Source organism: Ochrobactrum sp. AN78, from assembly GCF_029909885.1.
Classification (GTDB): Bacteria; Pseudomonadota; Alphaproteobacteria; order Rhizobiales; family Rhizobiaceae; genus Brucella; species Brucella quorumnocens.
In genome coordinates, this window is the sequence record NZ_JASAMU010000013.1 from 1 (window position 1) to 18,452 (window position 18,452).

Here is an 18,452-nt window from a genome sequence, read left to right on the forward strand (position 1 = left end):
ACAGCTACACAATCACCGGAAATGCCGGCTTCCGCGTCAAGTGGTAAATCAATAAAATGCGCAACCGCTCAAGGCGGTTGCGCAATCGTTCAGGCAGGGTCTCGTTGTTTTTTTGGGCAGAACCGCTTGAGACCAAATTTCCTTGAAAGGCGGGCACCGGCTCGCTTCCTCTTGCCCAAAGGCAGGCTTGTTTAGACTTGATCTTCGCCGTTCCTTGTCGCAAGATGTGGCTTCGCAGCTCAATGCCATTATGAACACTCTTTCCGTGAGACGTCGGGAGTATAAGATGCCATTGTTCAGTATAACCAGCCAGATCTATTCCCCGGAAGAAGTCGACGAACTCCGGCACTGTTTCTCGCACGCCGCGATCATGCTTGCAGAGAAAGGCCGGGACTACGATGAAACGACATTGGCCGAGACCATCATCAGGCTTCACAAGAGCGGATTGCGTGATCGCAATCAATTGGCGGAGCTGGCTTGCCGTATGATCGAGAAGAAGCCTGGTCTCCAGTCAGAAGTTGATGGCGATATCGCTGCCAACACAAATAGCGGGACGTGTTAAAATTGGCCCGCGCGCAAAACTAGTGCACGAACTAGCATCGTTTTCCGCCTTTATCCCTGCGCGGAAATATGGAGCGCGTATCACCAGCAAATTTTTACCTTGGGCATCGCCCGCGCCCGGCAGACAGCCGGGCTTTTCTTTTTATCCGGCTTGAACTTTTCACCGCTCTGCGTGTTTAGGCGTCAGAGGACAAAACATGAGCTGGTTCATTGCTGCAATTTCCGCATCCTGGTTGATGGTCATCGCCTTCACGGCATGGACCGAACGTCACCGAAAGTAGGATTTGATCAAACAATGATCAAACCGCGCCTGCTCGAGCGCAGCAGGAAAATCAATGAAAGCAATTTATTCTGAACCAAACCTAAAGTCGTGCGTTGATTTACCAATCGTTAACTTTTTACTTGCTGTGGCAGAGAGGTGGATCGAAATGGATTGGATGAACGCAACTATGCTATGTGCAACACTTCTGGTTGTTGGCGCGGTGTTCTACATCACTTCTTTGGAGATGAGGAACCGATGATCGCCTTGATCTTGATCACCTGAAACCCCGGCTTCGGGTGGGGGCTTTCATTTTGGTGAATGCTCCTCGTCGCTCCGACGTCAGAGCAGCGGTTGAGACTTTTGGAGCCACGGCAGGGCGCCGTTTCGCGCTTTTGTTTAAAGCGTGCGAATAAAGCGAGCGATACCGATCACGGCGATCTCTGCTTGGCCGCATTATAGGTCTCCTCCCCCTGCACAGAACGTTTTGGGCCCTGGCTTGTCTTTTGAAAGCGTTGATAGGCATCGATCGTCTGGATGGCGATCCGCGGCCATGTGTAATTGTCACGCACAAGTTTAAGGCCTGCCTGCCCCATGCGAGCCGCTCGCTCGGAATCGTTTAGGACAGTTGCCAGTCCGGTCGCCACAGCCTGAGCGCTCAGCTGGCAGACAATGCCGGCATTGGCTTCGGCGACCTCAGGAAAATGACACGCATCGGTTATGACGACGGGAACACCGCAGGCCAATGCTTCGGTAATGGCGACGCTGAATCCTTCCTGACGACTGGGCAGGCAGAAACAGAGCGCTTGTCTCAGGGCTGCTATCTTTGTTGGCCCATAAAGAGCGCCGGTGAGGTGGACACGCGACTGCAATCCGGCTTGGCCGATCGCAGTGAGGAATGCGGTCTGGGCACCGCCGTCGGGACCTGCCACCACAAGGTCGATTTGAGGATAGCGGTCTGCAATCTCACAGAAGGCATCGGCCAGGATGTCGAGACCCTTCTTGTAATGCAACCGTGACAAAAACAGAATATAGGGACGATCCGGAAGAGTCTCGGCTTTGCTTCCGGGCGTCTCAACTTCCTCAAGAAATATGCCATTTCCTATGATCACCACAGGTGGTGTCAGGCGCAATGGTCGCATCAGATCGACTTCGTCCTCGTTCAGTGCCTGAATAAAGGCAGCGCCGTTAAGCATCCTGCGAAAGGCCAGATTGAAAGCGATCGCCTTCTTCCATCGTTTCTGTTTCAGGCTCCAAACATCGAGCATGCCACAGCAGCAGATGCAGTACGGGATATGATATTTTCGGCAAAGCATGGAGGCTCTCAGAAGAATGGTTTCCCAGACCCCATGCATATGCACGAAATTGGCGGAAGCAATCATCGCGGACAGAGCTTTTGCAGCCCGACTGCCGGTAAGCGTTTCGTATCGGTCAGGCATCGGCAGCATGAAGGTTTTCACGCGTTGAAAGGCGGGGATCGCTGCGGTTGCTTTCAAAGCGCGATCCTTGATGGCGTCATCACTGTAGCTTATGATTGTCACATCATGGCCCAATGCTGCCTGGGCTGCGGCGAGACGCACCACGACGGCCTGTGGCCCCCCTTTTGCGGGATCGAACGAACCGATGATATGGATGATTTTCATAGCCTGCGTCCGGTTTGATGGTTCGAGAGTGCTTCCAGCAGTCGCTCGCCATAGCGAGCGACGGTGAAATCGCGCGATCGCGCACGGGCATTTTCGCGCATCCCGGCGAGCAGGGACGGATTGCTGGAAAGTTGCTTCAACACATCTGCGGTTTCTGCCACGTCCCGGATTGGCACGATATAGCCATCAATTCCATGCCGCACGACGCTGCCGGTATTGGGCGTGCAAATCACCGGCAATCCGGCTGCCAGTGCCTCATAACAGGCTGTCGCTGACCCCTCGCACAATGAGGGAAGGAAGAAGAGATCCGCCCATTCAAACTGCGCGCGCATTTCGCTGCGCGGGATGGCGCCGATGAGATCGACAGCCTTCGCAAGCTGCGCGCGCACCGGCATTTCCACATCGATCGGTCCAACCATGCGGAACTCGACCTGTCCGGATAGTGCGCGTGCCACCGCGCCCACATAGGGGGATCCTTTTCTCAGCCCCACTGCGCCGACGGTCAGAACCCGCAGCGGACCGCCATGGGTGGCGCGTGCATCAATGCAAAACCGATCATCGACGCCATAGGGAACGACGACCACTTTTTCCGGGCAGCACCCTGCTGCGATGACATGCTCGGCCACAAATTGCGAGGGGCAGATCACCGCATCGGCAAGCGCCCATTCCGCCTGTTCGCGCGCCGCGAACGCCGCCGCGTTTTTATCATCCAGCCTAACCGACTGCCAGCCCGGGTGGAGAATGTCTTCTTCACAGACAAGCTGGTCGACAACCGTGCGCGGCGCGATCATCTGTTCAACCGCAGTCCAAAGTCCCTGGTTCTTTGCAGCAGTGAGCAGCTCAAGCGCTTCGCCACTGAACGCATAGACGCCGCTTGCCCCGTGAAAACCGCGCGAGGCCACAAGTTTACCGAACTTTTCTCCCGCCCAGATTGCATTGGCTGTGGATTGTGGCCCTGTCTGGTGGGCCAGTCTGCGCATGGCGGAGTGAAAGCCAAAGCTGGGAAACGTCGTCATTTTTTCCTTTGGAATACCCTGTGGCCGACGTCCCCCAAGACGCCGAACTGCACCGGGTAGAACGGCTGCAGGAAGAAGCTCGAGCAGCCGTGGCCACCCTTGTTCAGCACAGATGTCGGTATAGAAATGCGCCAGTTTTTGATGTTGCGCGAATATTTGCGGCACGGCGTAATGCATACGCGCGCCGAGCTGGCTAACAACAAAAGAGCCCATCATTGCAGTTTCTCCGCTTGCAATTGGCGATCCAGGACCGGCATGGCGGGGAATGGTTCTTTTCGCAGCAATCGACCCACGGCCGACTGCCAGACTGCGGCTCCAAACTCCCGCGAATAGGCGGTCTCCATGAGATACCGCGCATTGTTGCCCATCATTTTGCGATTGAGCTGCGAATTTCGAAGCAGCAGGATCGCACTGACCAACATCTCCACTTCGCCCGGGCACAGCGAAACACCGCAATGGAAATCCCGTATGACGGTGGCAATCTCGCCATCTGGATCACCGATGAAAATGGTTGGACGCGCGGCAGCGAGCACGCCATAGAATTTACTCGGGACGATGCAATGTTCGAGTTCAGGCTTAAGCGAAACGAGATGGACATCGGCCGCGCCGAGACTTTCGGACAGTTGGTCAACGGGTTGAAACGGCTTGAGGACAATATTGCTCAACCCGCGCCGCCTGGCTTCCTCCTCGACATAGCGACGCTGTTGCCCTTCACCGATCATCAAAAACACAATATCGGGATTGGCTTTCAACTGCTCTGCCGCATCAAGCACGGTCTGGAAGTCGTGCGCGCGGCCAAAATTACCCGAATAGCCGATGACGAACTTGTCCCCGAGCCCCCAGGCGTGACGCAGCGGATTCTCTTGCGGATCGACGGGTAGAATCTCGTTCTTGTCGGCCCAATGATGGACGACCGCCAGATTATCGGCGGCAATGCCTTGTGCGGACAAAAAGCGGGCCATTCTGTCAATCGGGCAGATCGTCAATGCGGATCGGCGCATCGACCAGTTTCGCAAGAAGAGGCTCACTTGTCCCGGCAGGGTCTTGCGCTTGATTAATCCGAGCTCGATGGCCGTCTCCGGAAACAAATCCATAACCCAGTTGACAAGATGGGCTCGGCGCAGGCGGATCGGCAGAATGGTCGATACAGAGAGAAGCGGCGGATCGGTGCACACCACACAAATATCATCTTTCCTTGCATGGGTGGCGAACCAAGCGGCTGCGCTCAGATGAAAGGTGGCGTAGTCGATCCCTCGCCCCAAAAGCTGGTTGCGGCCAAAACCGGAAGTCCGGAGCCGGTGCACATCGATCCCTGCAATCGTCTCGCGCGCCGGCAATCGCGACTTGCCCTTCTCATGATAGCTGCGGCTTGCAAGCACAATGGTCTCAATGCCCTCAGCCACCAATTGATGGGCAAGACTTGTCACCATCCGGCTTGTCGCCGACTGATCGGGATAGAAGTATCGGTTTGCAAGGACCACGCGCATGTCTTTGGCTTTCTATGGCTCGAGCCGGTTTTGCCAAGGATGGCTGCAGGCTGTCGCTCCTTGCAAGGAGTCCATTGGCATAGGGGGGGCGAACAGCGGGCGGGACGCCTACCACTTTGGTTGAAACACCGGCTAACGCGCAGCGACACTGCCTCATCCAAACAGGCATGGCCGGGGTGGTTTTCACCGTTTTGAAGCCGTTTCGATGCCCCGTCAAATCGCTATCATGCGGTGATCGAATTCTGGTCGGAGGGAAGACCTTGCAGGAAAAGACAGCATTGATCATCGGCGTGACAGGGCAGGACGGTGCCTATCTCAGTGAGCTTCTGCTCGCCAAGGGCTACCGTGTGCACGGTCTCAAGCGACGGTCATCCTCGTTCAACACCGCGCGCATTGACCACCTTTATCAAGACCCGCATGAAGAGGATATCCGTTTCAAACTGCATTTCGGCGACCTCACCGATGCGACCAATCTTTGTCGTGTCATCCAGGAAGTTCGACCGGATGAGATCTATAATCTGGGCGCACAGAGCCATGTGCAGGTGAGCTTTGAAACCCCTGAATATACCGCGAATGCCGATGCTCTGGGAACGCTGAGACTGCTTGAATCCATGCGCATTCTCGGCCTTGGCCAAAGCTGCCGCTTTTATCAGGCGTCCACTTCGGAACTGTTTGGCAACAGCTCCCCGCAGGCGCAGAGCGAACAGACGGCCTTTGCACCCCGCAGTCCCTATGCGACCGCGAAACTTTACGCTTATTGGACGACGGTCAATTATCGCCAGGCCTATGGATTTCATGCCTCCAATGGCATTTTATTCAATCATGAGAGCCCGCTGCGCGGGGAAACATTCGTGACACGCAAGATCACCCGCGCGGTCGCTGCAATCGAAAGAGGGCTTCAGGACAAATTGCGGCTGGGCAATTTGAATGCGCGTCGCGACTGGGGGCACGCGCGCGATTATGTCGAGGGCATGTGGCGTATCCTGCAACAAGATATCCCTGATGATTATGTCCTCGCCACCGGTGAAACACACACGGTCCGCGAATTTGTCGAACAGGCGTTCAGAGCCGTCGACAAGCAGATCGAATGGCAAGGCGACGGGATCGAGGAGATTGGATTGGACCGCAAGTCAGGTCACTGTCTCATTGAGATCGATCCGCGCTATTTCCGGCCAAACGAGGTCGATTTCCTGCTCGGCGATGCCTCAAAGGCCAGGGATCGGCTCGGCTGGCACCACACGACCGGATTTGAAAACCTTGTCACAGAAATGGTCGACTGGGATATGCGCAATATCATGCGGGAGGTGGGTCGCAATGACTTTTATGGCTGAAAACCGCCCCTCCCCGCTTTATTCGATCACCGGGAAGAAAATCTTTGTTGCCGGACACACGGGAATGGTGGGCTCTGCCATTCTCAGACGCCTGAAATCAGAGGATTGTGACGTTTTAACGATTGGCCATGCCGCGCTGGATCTCACCCGTCAGGCACCGACCGAAGCTTTCATCCAACAGCACAGGCCCGATATTATCATCGTGGCTGCAGCCAAGGTCGGCGGAATTCTTGCGAATGCGCAATATCCTGCCGAGTTTCTTTATGACAATCTCGCCATAGGGATCAACATCATTCGCGCCGCGCATCTTTGCGCCGTGGAGCGGCTGCTCTGGCTAGGGTCAAGCTGCATTTATCCGCGCGAAGCGCCGCAGCCCATGACAGAGAAGACGTTGTTGACGGGGCCGCTGGAGCCGACCAATGCCGCCTACGCGATTGCCAAGATTGCGGCTCTCAAATATGCGGAGGCCTGCGCGCGGCAATATGATCGTCACTTCATGACGGCAATGCCAACCAACCTCTACGGACCCAACGACAATTTCGATCCGCTCACCTCGCATGTATTGCCGGCGCTGATGCGGCGCATTCACGAAGCAAAGCTTGCCGGCAAGGATCAGGTCACATTATGGGGCAGTGGCACGCCATTGCGTGAATTTCTCCATGTCGATGATCTGGCGGACGCGCTCATTCATTTGCTGCGGTTCAGCAATCGTGTTGAACCGGTCAATATCGGCACCGGAGACGAAGTCTCGATCGGAGAACTGGCGCAGATCATTGCCAGGGTGGTCGGGTTTGAAGGCCGACTGGAGCATGATCTCAGTAAGCCCGATGGGACTCCGCGCAAGCTTCTTGATACCAGGCACATGCAGTCTCTGGGATGGAAGCCGCGGATTGGTCTCAGCGATGGGATCAGGGAGGTTTATCGGGACTGGCTGAAGGAACACACCCAAGATGCAGCAGCCTGAACCGACAGTGGAGCGCTCAAATTGATGACCATCTCATTTGGTGGCTTTCAGACAAACCAATCGGTCACGGAATCGATCGCGACAAGGATCACAGAATAGCCAAGCCGATTAAAAAGGGTGCCTGCATCAAGCAGGCACCCTTTTGGTTGTCGGCTCCCGCGAATAGCTGCTAGGCGGGGGAGCCGGTTAGTTTGCTCATATCGAGTTCGATGCGCAAAATGTCCCCAGGCCTGATCTTCGTGCGTTCATCGGCCTTGATCTCCTCGAATGTCCCGTTGACGTTCCGGCTGATTGTGAACAGGAGTTTCTGGCGCATATCGGAAGACGATATATTTCCGGATGATTTGGCGATTTCGGCCATGGTTTGCAGCTGTGCGTTGCTGCGCAGCTCCATGCGGGCGATATTGAGATCGAGTTCCTGCAGACTGGTTGCAGCTTCACTGCGGCGCGCCTCTTCGAGATTGGCGATCCGCTGCTGCACGGCAAGTTGGTTCTGCCGCGCCCGAGCCAGGAACGATCCCAGTTCAAGCGCGTCGCGCCGCGTGGCAGACAGATCGCGCTCCATGTCGCGGAGATTGGATTTGGCCGCCAGACCACGATCAACCAGCGACTTGCTTGAAGCGACATTTTCCTGAAGCAGTTGGATTTCCGCATCATGCAGTTTAATGCTTTGCTGCAAGGTCTGAATTTCATCACCGTAACTGGCCGATTGAGCATTCAGCGCATCGCGCTCGGCAGCCAGATTGCTGCGGCGGACATTGAACAACGTTTTTTCCCCATCAAGCATGTGCTGGCTGAGCGATGCTGCCTGGGCATTTGCCGGTGTTGACTGTGGCAATTGATAATCGAAGGCTGTGCCATCAAGTTCGGCCTTTAGGCGGACCCTGCGGATATTGGTCGTGGTGATCTGCATTTGCAGATCGGCATATTCCTGCTGTGCGCTGATCATCTGCATGCCGGCCGTAACAGCAGGCGCTTCGCCTTTGCCAGCCCCGCCGCCCAGCGCCATCAGTTCCAAAGCAACCATTCCGGGACGGAAATCGTATTTCCCGGGCGCCTTTACGTCGCCCATCACGAAGACCGGTGCATATTGGCTGATCGACGCTGTGACGGTGAGCCCGGGTATGTGTTGCGACAGCGTGTTGCTGATTTTCTCGCTGATCTGCGCTGTCGTCAGGCCCTTCATGCTGATCGTTCCAATCACCGGATAGCCGATATTGCCATCCACATCGATCGGGTAGACCCCGGTTAGCGAGGGCTGTCCATAGACGGTTATCTGCAGCACATCATTGGGGCCAACCTGATAGGGTTCGCTCTGCGTTTGGGGCAAGGTTTCTGGTTGAGCCTGGGCTGCGGTTTCAGCTGGCAACCTTGATTGTGCTGTGCCGATTGTCGGGCAAAAGGCCACACAGCTTGAGAGCAGCAACATAGCCAATTGGCGCCGAATGCGTGCGGTCGGTGTTTGAAGAACCATTTTAAGCCTCGTGCTGATTATGTCCAGACTGCGAAGCAGTCTGATGACGGCGCTTGAGCACCGCGCGGAACAACTGGCTTGCTTGCCGTGCATTGGGGCGCAACAAGGCGGTCATGCTCTCGAACCAGCTGCGATAGGAGGTCGAAAACTGGCTGACCACGGCGAGTGCCGGCTTTCGTCCCAAGGCAGCCATGGTTTGAATGAGCGCATGGTTTGCCTGCTGTTCGTTGCGATCGGGTTGCGCCACGAGAAGCGCGGTATCGGCGGCGCGCGACAGCAGCACTGACCGCTTATCATCAGCCACGGCCGGCAGGTCAACCAGGATGATTTTATGGTCGGTGCGAAGCTGTGCGATCAACTCTGAAAGCCATTCGCCCTCGACCTGCTGGCCCGGCGTAATAATATCGATCCCCGACCCATGGTCGTGATTAAGGGTGGCACCCGAGAGCTTTCGCCCCGTCGATGCCATCCCCTGTCCCGTCTCGGGCAGGCCGAGGGCTTGAGACAGTCGCGAATGTTGATTGGTGGCATCGATGACAGCGACCGCGACTCCTGATGCTGCAAATTGTTGGGCGAGTGCGGTGATTAGCAGTGCCTTGGTCTCACTGTCGCCGAGCGAAATAATGGCCAGAGAAAGCGAATCCCGGCCTCGGGACAAGAAGCGCAACCTGTCATGGACAGATTTGATCGCCCGCCCAAACGCGCTTGCCGGATCGTGGCCACGATTGACCAGCATGGGGACGGTGAGTTGAGGCGTGAGCGGCAGCAATGTCGCCGCTGGAATACCGGGAAGCATGAATGAGGCGGTCTGCGCGGGTCGGATCTTGTCAAAGGCTTCTCTTGAAACCGTTGCCAACAGCGACACAAGGCCCCCCAATCCCAGACCCAGCAACAACCAGTTTGCAAGATTGGGGCTTGCTTTGGCGGTGGCGGGCTCGGCAGCCGATATCATCTGCGCTTCAGGTATCGCGATCCCGTCCTGCTCAATCAGTTGTTTGTAGCGGGTCAGATAGCTCTCATAGACGGTGCGGCTTGCGTTGGCCTCGCGATCGAGCTGAACCGCCTGGACCTGGGCCTGATTGGCCTGTGCGAGGTCGGCCTCGGCGGCGTTGAGGGCTTGTTCGAGACCCGATCGTCGCTGCCTTGCGATCTTGATTTCATTGCTCAGGCTCTTGATGATTTCATCAACCTGCGCTGTGACTTGCTGCTTGAGCGCATCGCGTTCAGCGATCAGGACCGGGATGTCGGCACTTTTCAGCGCTCCATTGGATCGCAATTCGTCAAGTTGGCGTTCGACACGCGCCTGCTCATTGCGCAGACTCTGAATTGCCGGCGACGCCAGAACCTCGGTGAGTGCCGGTGCTTCATTATTGGACTTCAGCGACTCGGCCGTGCTCAGGCGCGCCTCTGCAAGGGACACCGCTCCAGTCGCGGCCACAATTTCTGTGTTGAGGGCCGCCACTTTTTGCGCCTGAAAACTGATCTGGCCGGGATCTCCGGCAAGCCGAGATTTTTGCCTGAAATCCTCGGCGGCGCGTTCCGCGCCCTCAAGATCACTGCGCAGGCTGACCAATTTCTCGCCCAGCCATTCGCTCACTCGACGGGCTGCAGATTGCTGCACATCAATCTGGTGATCGAGATAGGCGGTCACAAAGGCATTGGCGACCTTTGCTGCATAGACCGGGTCGGGGGCACGGTAGGAAATGAAGATCGTGTAGGAACGGCCATCATTGTTCACCCGCAAGCGCGAGAGCAACAGATCAATGCGTTGTCTTTCGCGCGCCGCCGCATCCACGTCGCGGGCCTCTCGCACTTGTCGTGCATTTTCGGCTGGCGCTGATAGCACTGTACCGGAACGAAAGGCGGTGGGAACGTTGACATTGTCGGCTTGAAGGATATCGATCACCTTGCGCGCCATCATGCGAGAGCTGATGATATCGAGTTCGGAACGAAGCACAGGACTATCCTGAGGCAGGGGTGTGATGGCGCTTTCGTTTGGCAGCGCCTGAACGCGGCGCATATCGAGGACCAGCACCGACTCCGACACATAGCTTAAAGGCGCCATCAGATAGCCGATAACCCCGATCGCTACTCCGGCAAGAAGGGGCGCGATGATCAAGGTTCTTCTGCGTTTGATAATATCGAGCAGGTCAGCCAGCGGCTGCCGCGCGTTTCCGGATGAAACGTCGGAGATAATCACAGAAAGTCTCCCTCATGCGAAAAGTTTCAGCGCGATCAGGCGCAAATTCATGACCCGAGGTTCGGGCTAGTGAATGTCGGAGAACGATGTTTCCGAGGGGAAGAGCTCATTGATAATACAGGCAACCTCTGTGCGGTTGGAGGCCTTGAGCTTCTTCATGATGTTGCGAATGTGAACCTTGACGGTGCTTTCACGCAGCTTGAGTTCATAGGCAATGATTTTGTTGGCCTTGCCGCGACGCAGCGCGTTGACGACTTCGGCCTGACGTTGGGTGAACATTCCGCCCAAAGGCTGCAATCGATGCGAATTCGGATCACTGGCATGGCGCAGAGCCAAGACACTGCTGGCCGGCACGAAGGTCCCCCCGGCCATCGCAAGTCGGAGTGCCTCCACGCAAACATTGACGTTGACCGATGTCGGAATATAGCCCCGGACGCCATAGTCGAGCGCTTTGAGGACTTGTGAAATTTCTTCCTTATCCGCCAGAATGATGACAGGCGACGGCGCGCAATCATTGACAATGCGGTTGAGGTAATTGCCGACCGCTGGGTCCGAAACTTTCTGGCCGCCAATGTTAAAGAGCACGGCACTGACGCTCCGTCCACGACGCTGATGCTGCCATTGCTCAAATGAGCTGAAGGTGGCGATCGACATATCGATACTGTGATTGGTCAGGCCATGCGCCAGACATTCACGATCCAACGCCCGGTTGTCAATTATGACAAGTAGTGGCAGGACTGCATTATTGGGCTCGTCCGACTTGAGTGAAGTATCTTTCGCCGAAATACGATTACTATTATTTATTTCACTGTTTCTGCTGTTGAACTGCGGAGAAATATTCATTTTGTCGCCCTCAAAACCGTCTCTTGCGCAGTTATCGCATTGCGAAACATTCGCAATGACTTAAGCGCAACGGCCGCCTTTTCGCTGTTTTCAGTGATTTTTATTATTAACCCCGTAATCAATGCTTGCTATTGCTTTTGTTGATCAGAAGATTGCCCGAATTTTGTTACAGTGTCATTAACCTAGATTAAGCAGTTGAGGGAAATATGGTTTAGTAAAAACTAAGACATCTACGCAATTAGTGGTAGAGATTACTACCTTGCCAAAATAAAGGGGCTCCCCGACACTCAATGGAGGCAGCGCACGACTGAAAAACCAAGTATCGGGCGCAAGGCACGAGAATCAGATCCATCCCCTTGATCGGGTCCAAAGTCAGGTGAGATGTCCATGGCGGTGAATGCTGACGACGCAAAGACGCTTCGCCATTTTCTGGCGAGTCCGCCGATCGGGGCGATCTTTGATGACGGAGATAATGAGCCCCTCAAGGCGCTGCCGGTCACCATCAAGAACTTTGCGCCCCATAGTGTGGTCAGCAGCCAGGGGGATTGGGCCAACTCGCTGCATATTATCAGAAGCGGCTGGGGATGCACCTATCGAGACCTTGCGGATGGTGACCGTCAAATTCTTGACTTTCCGATGCGTGGCGATTTCCTGGGCTTTCGAACCGGGATCGGTTTTAACTACTATACCCTGATCGCGGTGACGGAGCTCTCCGTTTTCGAACTCTCTCTCGATCATCTCACAGAACGCCTTGCGGCTGCGCCGCGACTGGCCATGACCTTCATCGAATTGATGGCGCGCCAACGCGCCATCCTGGTCGAACATGTCATTTCCATCGGACGGCGCAGCGCTCTGGTGCGGCTGGCGCATCTGCTGCTGGAACTTGGTCATCGCGCCCGAATGGATGGCACCGGTGATGAAGGCCAGTTTTTCTGTCCCTTGACGCAATCCGAGCTCGGGGATGCGCTTGGACTGACGCCCATTCACGTCAATCGCATGTTGCGGCAATTGCGCAGCGAACAACTGCTGATCTTCCGCAACAATATAGTTGAGTTCATAAACCGGCCGGCGCTGGTGCATATTGCGAGCTTTGACGAGGATTATCTGAGCATGGAGATTTTTCCCCGCTTCCCGCACAGCCGTTAAGAGCCTTGCGGCGTCTGTGCGAGAGCGGACGCCCCGCATCACCACCTGTCGAGCCAGGCGATGATTTATGCGGTGACGATATGGGGGATATTCTTGGCTGAGATTTCCTCGAGCGATTCCTCATACCCCGCATCGGCATAGCGAATAACCCCGAGCGCCGTATCATTGGTGAGCGCATGATCAAGACGTTCAGCGCCGGATACTGTTCCGTCGGCAATCACGGTGACACCTGCGCTTGTCATATAGCCGGCGTAACCGCCTCCGCCTGAATGGATGACGACGAGGTCCGCCATTGAGGCGCAGAGCATCATCGCATCGAGCAACGGCCAGTCGGCAATGGCATCAGAACCGTCTTTCATGCCTTCCGTCATGATATTGGGATGGGCCATTGCTCCAGCGTCAAGATGATCCCGTGAGAAGGCTATGGGACCTTTGAGTTCGCGCGATGCGACCAGTTCATTGACGCGCAAGGCGAGTGCGGTGCGTTCGCCGTGACCAAGCCAGGCGATGCGGGCGGGCAGGCCCTCAAACGGGATATGGGCGCGCGCGAGCCTGATCCAGTTGGTGACGATTTCGTTTTGTGGAAACATGTCGAGAAGCAATTCGTCAATGCGGGCGATATCGCTTTCCTCGCCCGATATAGCCATCCAGCGGAAGGGCCCGATGGCGCGTGCAAAGAGCGGGCGCAGGTAAGCCTCGGTAAAGATCGGAATATCAAATGCGTTTTCAACGCCGCCTTCACGGGCTTGGGTGCGGATCAGATTGCCATTATCGAACACTTCCGCACCCTTGCTCTGAAATGACAGCATCGCTTTGACATGGTCGACAATGGAGGCGCGGCTGGCAGCCATCAACTGTCCCTGCCCGTTTTCACGCAATTGCCTGACCTGATGAAGGCTCATGCCTTTGGGCACATAGCCATAGACAAGATCATGGGCTGACGTTTGATCGGTGACGATATCGGGAATGATGCCACGGCGGGCAATTTCCGGATAGATCTCAGCCGCATTGCCGACAAGCCCGACCGAGAGGGCGCGCTTTTCCCTGACCGCTTCGTCGATCATGGCCAGAGCCGCATCGAGATCTGGCGCGATTTCCTGCAGATAGCCAATGTCTTTTCGCATGCGGGCGCGCTCGGGATCGATATCCACACAGAGAATTGCCGCCCCGGCCATTCGCCCGGCCAGTGGCTGGGCTCCGCCCATGCCGCCCAGGCCTGCTGTCAGGATGAAGCGGCCGTCGAGACGACCGTCAAATCGCTTCTGCGCGATGCGCATGAAAATTTCGTAGGTTCCCTGGATGACACCCTGGCCTCCGATATATTGCCAGGCGCCCGCAGTGAGGCCGCCCCAGCAAATAAGGCCTTTGCGCTCAAGCTCGTAGAAATATTCCGCCTTGGCCCATTGTCCCACAATATTGCAGTTGGCCATGATCACCAGCGGCGCTTTGGCATGGGTTTTCAACAGACCGACCGGTTTCCCCGACTGGATCAGCAGGGTCTGGTTTTCGTCCATTTCGATCAGCGCCTTAACGATCGCTTGATGGGCGGGCCAGTTTCGGGCGGCCTTGCCGAGAGCCGCGTAGACAATCAGCTTGTCGGGATCTTCACCGACTGACAACACGTTTTCAAGCAACCGCAGCAGCGCCTCCTGCCGCCAACCGCGGGCACGCATCAGTGGTCCGCCTGGGATCGGAAAATTTGGATGGCGTGGATTTTCCTTGGGCATGGTCAGTTCACTCCGGCAATATATTTTGCAATTTCGATACCCATGGCTTTTTCAACCGGCGGGTAAACAGTCGGATCGAGAACGCTCGCAGACAGGGGTATCACGCGCATCGGCACATGAAGGATGAGGACTTTCATGCCGATGCGCAATTCACCGACGCTCAAAGGCTGCCCCTCCTCCGACAGTGTTGTGATGACGGAAGGGAAAGTGGCGATGCGGGTTCCATCCTTGTCATCCACCGCCATATATTCGTTCATCACATGAAGGGTCACCGCCTTTTGGCCGGCGCCCACTGACACGGTCCCGATGTCAAAGGCTTCCTTGGTGTAGACGACGTCTTTTGCAGTAATCGTGCCTTCCGCGAGAATATGGCCCCCACTCTTCTTGCAGATTGCGTCGATCACGGCGTGACCGCCCTTGGGTTCGGCTGCGAGAATGGCTTCTCCAAGACTGAGAGCCAAGGAAATTCCGCCAAGCGCCGCATGGCTGCGGATATAGGATGCGGGCAGTGGATTGCGGCAGGAGGCGATGAAGCCGCCCGACTGATCGGCGGCGGCCCGCAGGATCGGAGAAACCTTGGCAGTTGCGCCTTTTACGACAAGTTCAATATAGCGATTGTCGGCGCGATTGCCACCGACTGCGGTCTGGATCATCTGTGCCGGTGAACCGGCCATGCCGATCGATCCCATGTCGCCGGTTGGATGGGCGCGGATATCACCAACGGCGTCGACCACCTTGGTGCCCAGAACAGCCGAGGGCAACCAACCATTGAGCGTGGAGGATTTGCCGTTCTGCCCGATGATCAATCCCTTGAGGGGCGCGCCGAGTTCCCTTTGCAAAAGATCCACGGCCTTGACATAATCAACCCCCTGCATTTCCCAGGGCGTTGTCGAGGCGGGAGCCCCAATCGCCGCGGCGGTTGCGACAAAGTCATCATCATTGAGTTCGTCAATTGAAACAAGCTCCGGCCGCCCGATCCTGACGGCGGCATAGCCGAGCATGCGACCGTGGTCGGCCCAGCCTCCGCCTCCGGCTGCGTAAACAGAGCCACCCTTCACCGCAGCTTCAACGTCTTTCTCAACCAGAATACGTCCCATTTTCTTCTCCCTAAATTGATTTCGGTTTCGACAGCGTTTCATCGAGCGCGATCACAGCCTGATAAAGCACGGCTGCACCCAAAGTGATTTCGCTGGTGTCGGTCCATTCTTCGGGCGTGTGACTGCGCCCGCCCCGGCTCGGCACGAAAATCATCGCCGATGGCGTGATTTTTGAGAGCCATGCCGCGTCGTGTCCGGCGCCGGAGGCAAGACGGCAATAGCTGGCGCCCAGATCCTTGCAGGCCTGTTCAAGATGGGCGAGCACCTGATCATCGCTTGGCGAAGCGCTGTTGTCCGAAAGGCGCGTGACGCCAGCACGCATCATGCCATGGCTGCTGGCAATAGAAGCGGTGGCGGCATCGAGCCAATGCGCGAAACGCTGCATATCATCACGATGTTCGGCGCGTGCATCGATCAGAAGTCGCGCCTGCGCGGGCACGACATTGGCCGCATTGGGTTCAATGCCGAATTCACCAACGGTTGCTGTGAAATGGCCGGGCATGGCAGCCCGGCCTATGGCGTATTGGTTGATATCAAGCACCAGTTTGGCAGCAGCGACCAGCGCATCACAGCGTTGCGGCATCGGTGTGGTACCGGCATGATCGGCGCGACCTTCAAGGATGATTTCAAAGCGGCTGATACCGGCGATTGCGGTAACAATTCCAATATCGCTCTGCGCTGTTTCCAACACCGGGCCCTGCTCGATATGCAATTCGAGAAAGGCGGCCAGATCGTCACGACGATGACCGAGAACCGCTTCCGCGTCCCCGCCGACATCTTCCAGAGCCGTTTGCAACATACGCCCGTCACTGACACGGGTGAGCCACTGCTGCGGCAATTGACCGGTCATGCCACGACTGCCGATGCAGGAAACACCAAACGGACTGACTTCCTCCGCCAGAAAATCCACCACTTCCAGGTCGTGCACAAGTTCAATGCCGTGAACAGACAGCGCGCGCGCAACTTCCAGCGCTGCAACGACGCCTGCGACGCCGTCGAAGCGTCCACCGGCGGGGACCGTGTCGGAATGAGAACCCAGCATGATGACGCCGGGGCCCTGTCCCTTGCCCTGTCCCTGTCCCTGGGCGAGACCGCTGCCGCTACGGTGCCCAATCAGATTGCCGGCCACGTCGATGCGTGTCCGCAACCCGGCTTCCCGCATACGTTGTTCAAGATAAGCGCGACCCTGCAGATAGAGAGGCGTGAAGACCCGCCTTGTATAGGGGCGATCGGGCTCGGTCATTCTGGCAAGGGCTTCAAGATCCTGTTCAATACGGCTGGCCTCGACCGGCAGGTTTTTAACCATCACAGATGTCCTTTAAAGACATGGCTGCGCGGCGGGTGTATGAACTGGCCGGATCCGGGGGGCGCAATGACATTCTGGCCATCATAGATCGGATTGCCGCGCAGATAGGTTGCCGCAACTTTGTAGGGCAGTTCTACCCCGTCGAAAGGTGACCAGCCAGCAACATTATTGCCGGTCGATGCCGCATCATAGATATATTTTTGCGGGACAAGGACCACGATATCGGCATCGCGACCCGGCATAAGCGCACCCTTGATATGATCGATCCGAAAATGTCGAGCCGGGTTTTCGGCCATCAGTCTGGCGCCCCACGACAGGGAAATGCCCCGCTCCAGGGCGCCTTTGACAAACAGCGGGATCAGCGTTTCCAGACCCGGCAGACCAGAGGCATTGGCCAGCATATCCGGATTGGACTTGCGATCGAGCGACCAGCTGACATGATCAGTCGAGAGCAAAGTGACATTGCCCATGCTCAGCTGACGCCAAAGTTTCTCAACTTCCGCACGCGGTCTGATCGGCGGGTTGCATTTGGAGCGGCCCCCAAGGCGTTTGGCATCGTTCTCGTCATCGAGCATAAGATAATGGATCAGGCATTCGACGGTTGCCTGATAGCCCTGGGCCCGATAGGAGGCCGCCATTTCATAGCCGCGTGCGAGCGAACAGTGGACAACATGGGCTGGGCATCCGGTCGCCACTCCAATTTCGTAGATCTCGGCCATCGCGAGCAGTTCGGTGAGTGGCGGACGCGACAAGGCGTGGGCGCGATAATCTGTGACGCCTGTGATGCGTACCCTCTCCATGGCCGCCTGCACAAACTCCTCATTCTCATTGTGCACCCCGGCAGTCAGTCCGGTCTTGGCCACTTCGGCAAAACACGCGGCGAGAAGCTGCGGGGTGATGCGCGGGAAGCGTTTCGGGTCGGTACCAAACGTCGAGAATTTAAAAGCGGCCACGCCGGCTTCAACCTGTTCAGCGATCCGTCTGGTTCCTTCCAGCGGATCAATAGTGCCGTAAAGAGCAAAATCAACGAAGGCCTGCTTGCCAGCATGATCGATCTTGCGTGTAACAGCTTCAGCCGAGCAGATAAGGTCACCTTCGTCGTAAGGCATATCGACAATGGTGGTGACACCACCGGCTGCCGCCGAGCGCGTGGACCAGCGGAAATCCTCCTGGTTTATCTGCGACAGCGAGTGCACCTGAGCGTCGATGGCACCGGGCATGATGATCGCTTCACCCAACAGATGCCGTTGCCCGGCTTGTGGCGGCGTGCCGGTTCCCAGCGCAATTATCTTGCCGTCTCGCACCGCGAGATGGCCATGTTCAACGACACGATCGGGAAGGACCAGGGTGCCTTGCAGAACAAGGTCAAAATCGGCCATGTCAATTCTCCTGCGTTGC

The 18,452-nt window shown here is 56.6% G+C and carries 15 protein-coding genes; 5 read left to right on the forward strand and 10 right to left on the reverse strand.

From position 1 onward, the window contains the following. Positions 1-286 precede the first annotated feature (286 nt). Positions 287-562 (forward strand): hypothetical protein, encoded by a 276-nt coding sequence (locus tag QBD00_RS19495; protein ID WP_151094294.1) that lies wholly within the window; start codon positions 287-289, stop codon positions 560-562. A gap of 99 nt (positions 563-661) precedes the next feature. Further along, positions 662-916 (forward strand): hypothetical protein, encoded by a 255-nt coding sequence (locus QBD00_RS19500; protein WP_151094296.1) that lies wholly within the window; start codon positions 662-664, stop codon positions 914-916. A 335-nt stretch (positions 917-1,251) separates the two neighbouring features. Here QBD00_RS19500 and QBD00_RS19505 read toward each other — a convergent pair whose 3' ends face one another. The 3 genes from QBD00_RS19505 to QBD00_RS19515 are packed head-to-tail and all read right to left on the reverse strand — an operon-like array spanning position 1,252 to position 4,966. Beyond that, positions 1,252-2,463 (reverse strand): glycosyltransferase, encoded by a 1,212-nt coding sequence (locus tag QBD00_RS19505; protein ID WP_318580315.1) that lies wholly within the window; start codon positions 2,461-2,463, stop codon positions 1,252-1,254. After that, a complete protein-coding gene (locus QBD00_RS19510; protein WP_318580316.1) occupies positions 2,460-3,695 on the reverse strand; it encodes a glycosyltransferase family 4 protein in 1,236 nt (411 codons plus the stop codon). The genes QBD00_RS19505 and QBD00_RS19510 overlap by 4 nt, the downstream gene beginning before the upstream one ends. Further along, the gene (locus tag QBD00_RS19515; protein ID WP_318580317.1) at positions 3,692-4,966 is read right to left on the reverse strand and encodes a glycosyltransferase family 4 protein; all 1,275 of its coding nucleotides are present in this window, start codon (positions 4,964-4,966) and stop codon (positions 3,692-3,694) included. Before QBD00_RS19515 ends, QBD00_RS19510 begins: the two co-directional genes overlap by 4 nt. 260 nt (positions 4,967-5,226) lie before the next feature. Here QBD00_RS19515 and gmd point away from each other — a divergent pair, with 260 nt between their 5' ends. Both gmd and QBD00_RS19525 read left to right on the forward strand, forming a co-directional pair. Beyond that, positions 5,227-6,297: a GDP-mannose 4,6-dehydratase gene (gene gmd / locus QBD00_RS19520; protein ID WP_151094304.1), complete on the forward strand. Its 1,071-nt coding sequence runs from the start codon at positions 5,227-5,229 to the stop codon at positions 6,295-6,297. Continuing rightward, positions 6,281-7,261, forward strand: a complete 981-nt coding sequence (locus tag QBD00_RS19525; protein ID WP_151094306.1) for a GDP-L-fucose synthase family protein — start codon at positions 6,281-6,283, stop codon at positions 7,259-7,261. Before gmd ends, QBD00_RS19525 begins: the two co-directional genes overlap by 17 nt. A 169-nt stretch (positions 7,262-7,430) precedes the next feature. On the opposite strand, the gene QBD00_RS19530 is transcribed toward QBD00_RS19525, so the two are convergent. The 3 genes from QBD00_RS19530 to QBD00_RS19540 form a co-directional block, all read right to left on the reverse strand. Then, positions 7,431-8,735 (reverse strand): polysaccharide biosynthesis/export family protein, encoded by a 1,305-nt coding sequence (locus tag QBD00_RS19530; protein ID WP_318580318.1) that lies wholly within the window; start codon positions 8,733-8,735, stop codon positions 7,431-7,433. A 1-nt stretch (position 8,736) separates the two neighbouring features. Continuing rightward, positions 8,737-10,935: an exopolysaccharide transport family protein gene (locus QBD00_RS19535; protein WP_318580319.1), complete on the reverse strand. Its 2,199-nt coding sequence runs from the start codon at positions 10,933-10,935 to the stop codon at positions 8,737-8,739. Between the two features lie 66 nt (positions 10,936-11,001). Then, complete coding sequence (locus QBD00_RS19540) at positions 11,002-11,778, reverse strand: response regulator transcription factor (RefSeq protein ID WP_151094312.1); 777 nt, start codon at positions 11,776-11,778, stop codon at positions 11,002-11,004. 387 nt (positions 11,779-12,165) lie between these two features. Between QBD00_RS19540 and QBD00_RS19545 the strand changes: the two genes are divergently transcribed. Further along, positions 12,166-12,924: a Crp/Fnr family transcriptional regulator gene (locus QBD00_RS19545; RefSeq protein WP_318580320.1), complete on the forward strand. Its 759-nt coding sequence runs from the start codon at positions 12,166-12,168 to the stop codon at positions 12,922-12,924. A gap of 65 nt (positions 12,925-12,989) precedes the next feature. On the opposite strand, the gene QBD00_RS19550 is transcribed toward QBD00_RS19545, so the two are convergent. The 4 genes from QBD00_RS19550 to QBD00_RS19565 are packed head-to-tail and all read right to left on the reverse strand — an operon-like array spanning position 12,990 to position 18,433. Beyond that, a complete protein-coding gene (locus tag QBD00_RS19550; RefSeq protein ID WP_318580321.1) occupies positions 12,990-14,651 on the reverse strand; it encodes a urocanate hydratase in 1,662 nt (553 codons plus the stop codon). A 2-nt stretch (positions 14,652-14,653) separates the two neighbouring features. After that, positions 14,654-15,748 (reverse strand): DUF917 domain-containing protein, encoded by a 1,095-nt coding sequence (locus QBD00_RS19555; RefSeq protein ID WP_318580322.1) that lies wholly within the window; start codon positions 15,746-15,748, stop codon positions 14,654-14,656. A gap of 10 nt (positions 15,749-15,758) precedes the next feature. Further along, the gene (locus QBD00_RS19560; protein ID WP_318580323.1) at positions 15,759-17,054 is read right to left on the reverse strand and encodes a Zn-dependent hydrolase; all 1,296 of its coding nucleotides are present in this window, start codon (positions 17,052-17,054) and stop codon (positions 15,759-15,761) included. Continuing rightward, on the reverse strand, positions 17,054-18,433 hold the full coding sequence (locus tag QBD00_RS19565; RefSeq protein WP_151094322.1) for a dihydroorotase: 1,380 nt from the start codon (positions 18,431-18,433) through the stop codon (positions 17,054-17,056). The genes QBD00_RS19560 and QBD00_RS19565 overlap by 1 nt, the downstream gene beginning before the upstream one ends. Positions 18,434-18,452: the final 19 nt, after the last annotated feature.

Bases quoted from the DNA above. Each gene is read 5' to 3' on its own strand.
- QBD00_RS19495 (WP_151094294.1), top strand. From the start codon at position 287: ATGCCATTGTTCAGTATAACCAGCCAGATCTATTCCCCGGAAGAAGTC.
- QBD00_RS19505 (WP_318580315.1), bottom strand. From the start codon at position 2,463: ATGAAAATCATCCATATCATCGGTTCGTTCGATCCCGCAAAAGGGGGG.
- QBD00_RS19510 (WP_318580316.1), bottom strand. From the start codon at position 3,695: ATGATGGGCTCTTTTGTTGTTAGCCAGCTCGGCGCGCGTATGCATTAC.
- QBD00_RS19515 (WP_318580317.1), bottom strand. From the start codon at position 4,966: ATGCGCGTGGTCCTTGCAAACCGATACTTCTATCCCGATCAGTCGGCG.
- QBD00_RS19525 (WP_151094306.1), top strand. From the start codon at position 6,281: ATGACTTTTATGGCTGAAAACCGCCCCTCCCCGCTTTATTCGATCACC.
- QBD00_RS19530 (WP_318580318.1), bottom strand. From the start codon at position 8,735: ATGGTTCTTCAAACACCGACCGCACGCATTCGGCGCCAATTGGCTATG.
- QBD00_RS19540 (WP_151094312.1), bottom strand. From the start codon at position 11,778: ATGAATATTTCTCCGCAGTTCAACAGCAGAAACAGTGAAATAAATAAT.
- QBD00_RS19545 (WP_318580320.1), top strand. From the start codon at position 12,166: ATGGCGGTGAATGCTGACGACGCAAAGACGCTTCGCCATTTTCTGGCG.
- QBD00_RS19550 (WP_318580321.1), bottom strand. From the start codon at position 14,651: ATGCCCAAGGAAAATCCACGCCATCCAAATTTTCCGATCCCAGGCGGA.
- QBD00_RS19555 (WP_318580322.1), bottom strand. From the start codon at position 15,748: ATGGGACGTATTCTGGTTGAGAAAGACGTTGAAGCTGCGGTGAAGGGT.
- QBD00_RS19560 (WP_318580323.1), bottom strand. From the start codon at position 17,054: ATGGTTAAAAACCTGCCGGTCGAGGCCAGCCGTATTGAACAGGATCTT.
- QBD00_RS19565 (WP_151094322.1), bottom strand. From the start codon at position 18,433: ATGGCCGATTTTGACCTTGTTCTGCAAGGCACCCTGGTCCTTCCCGAT.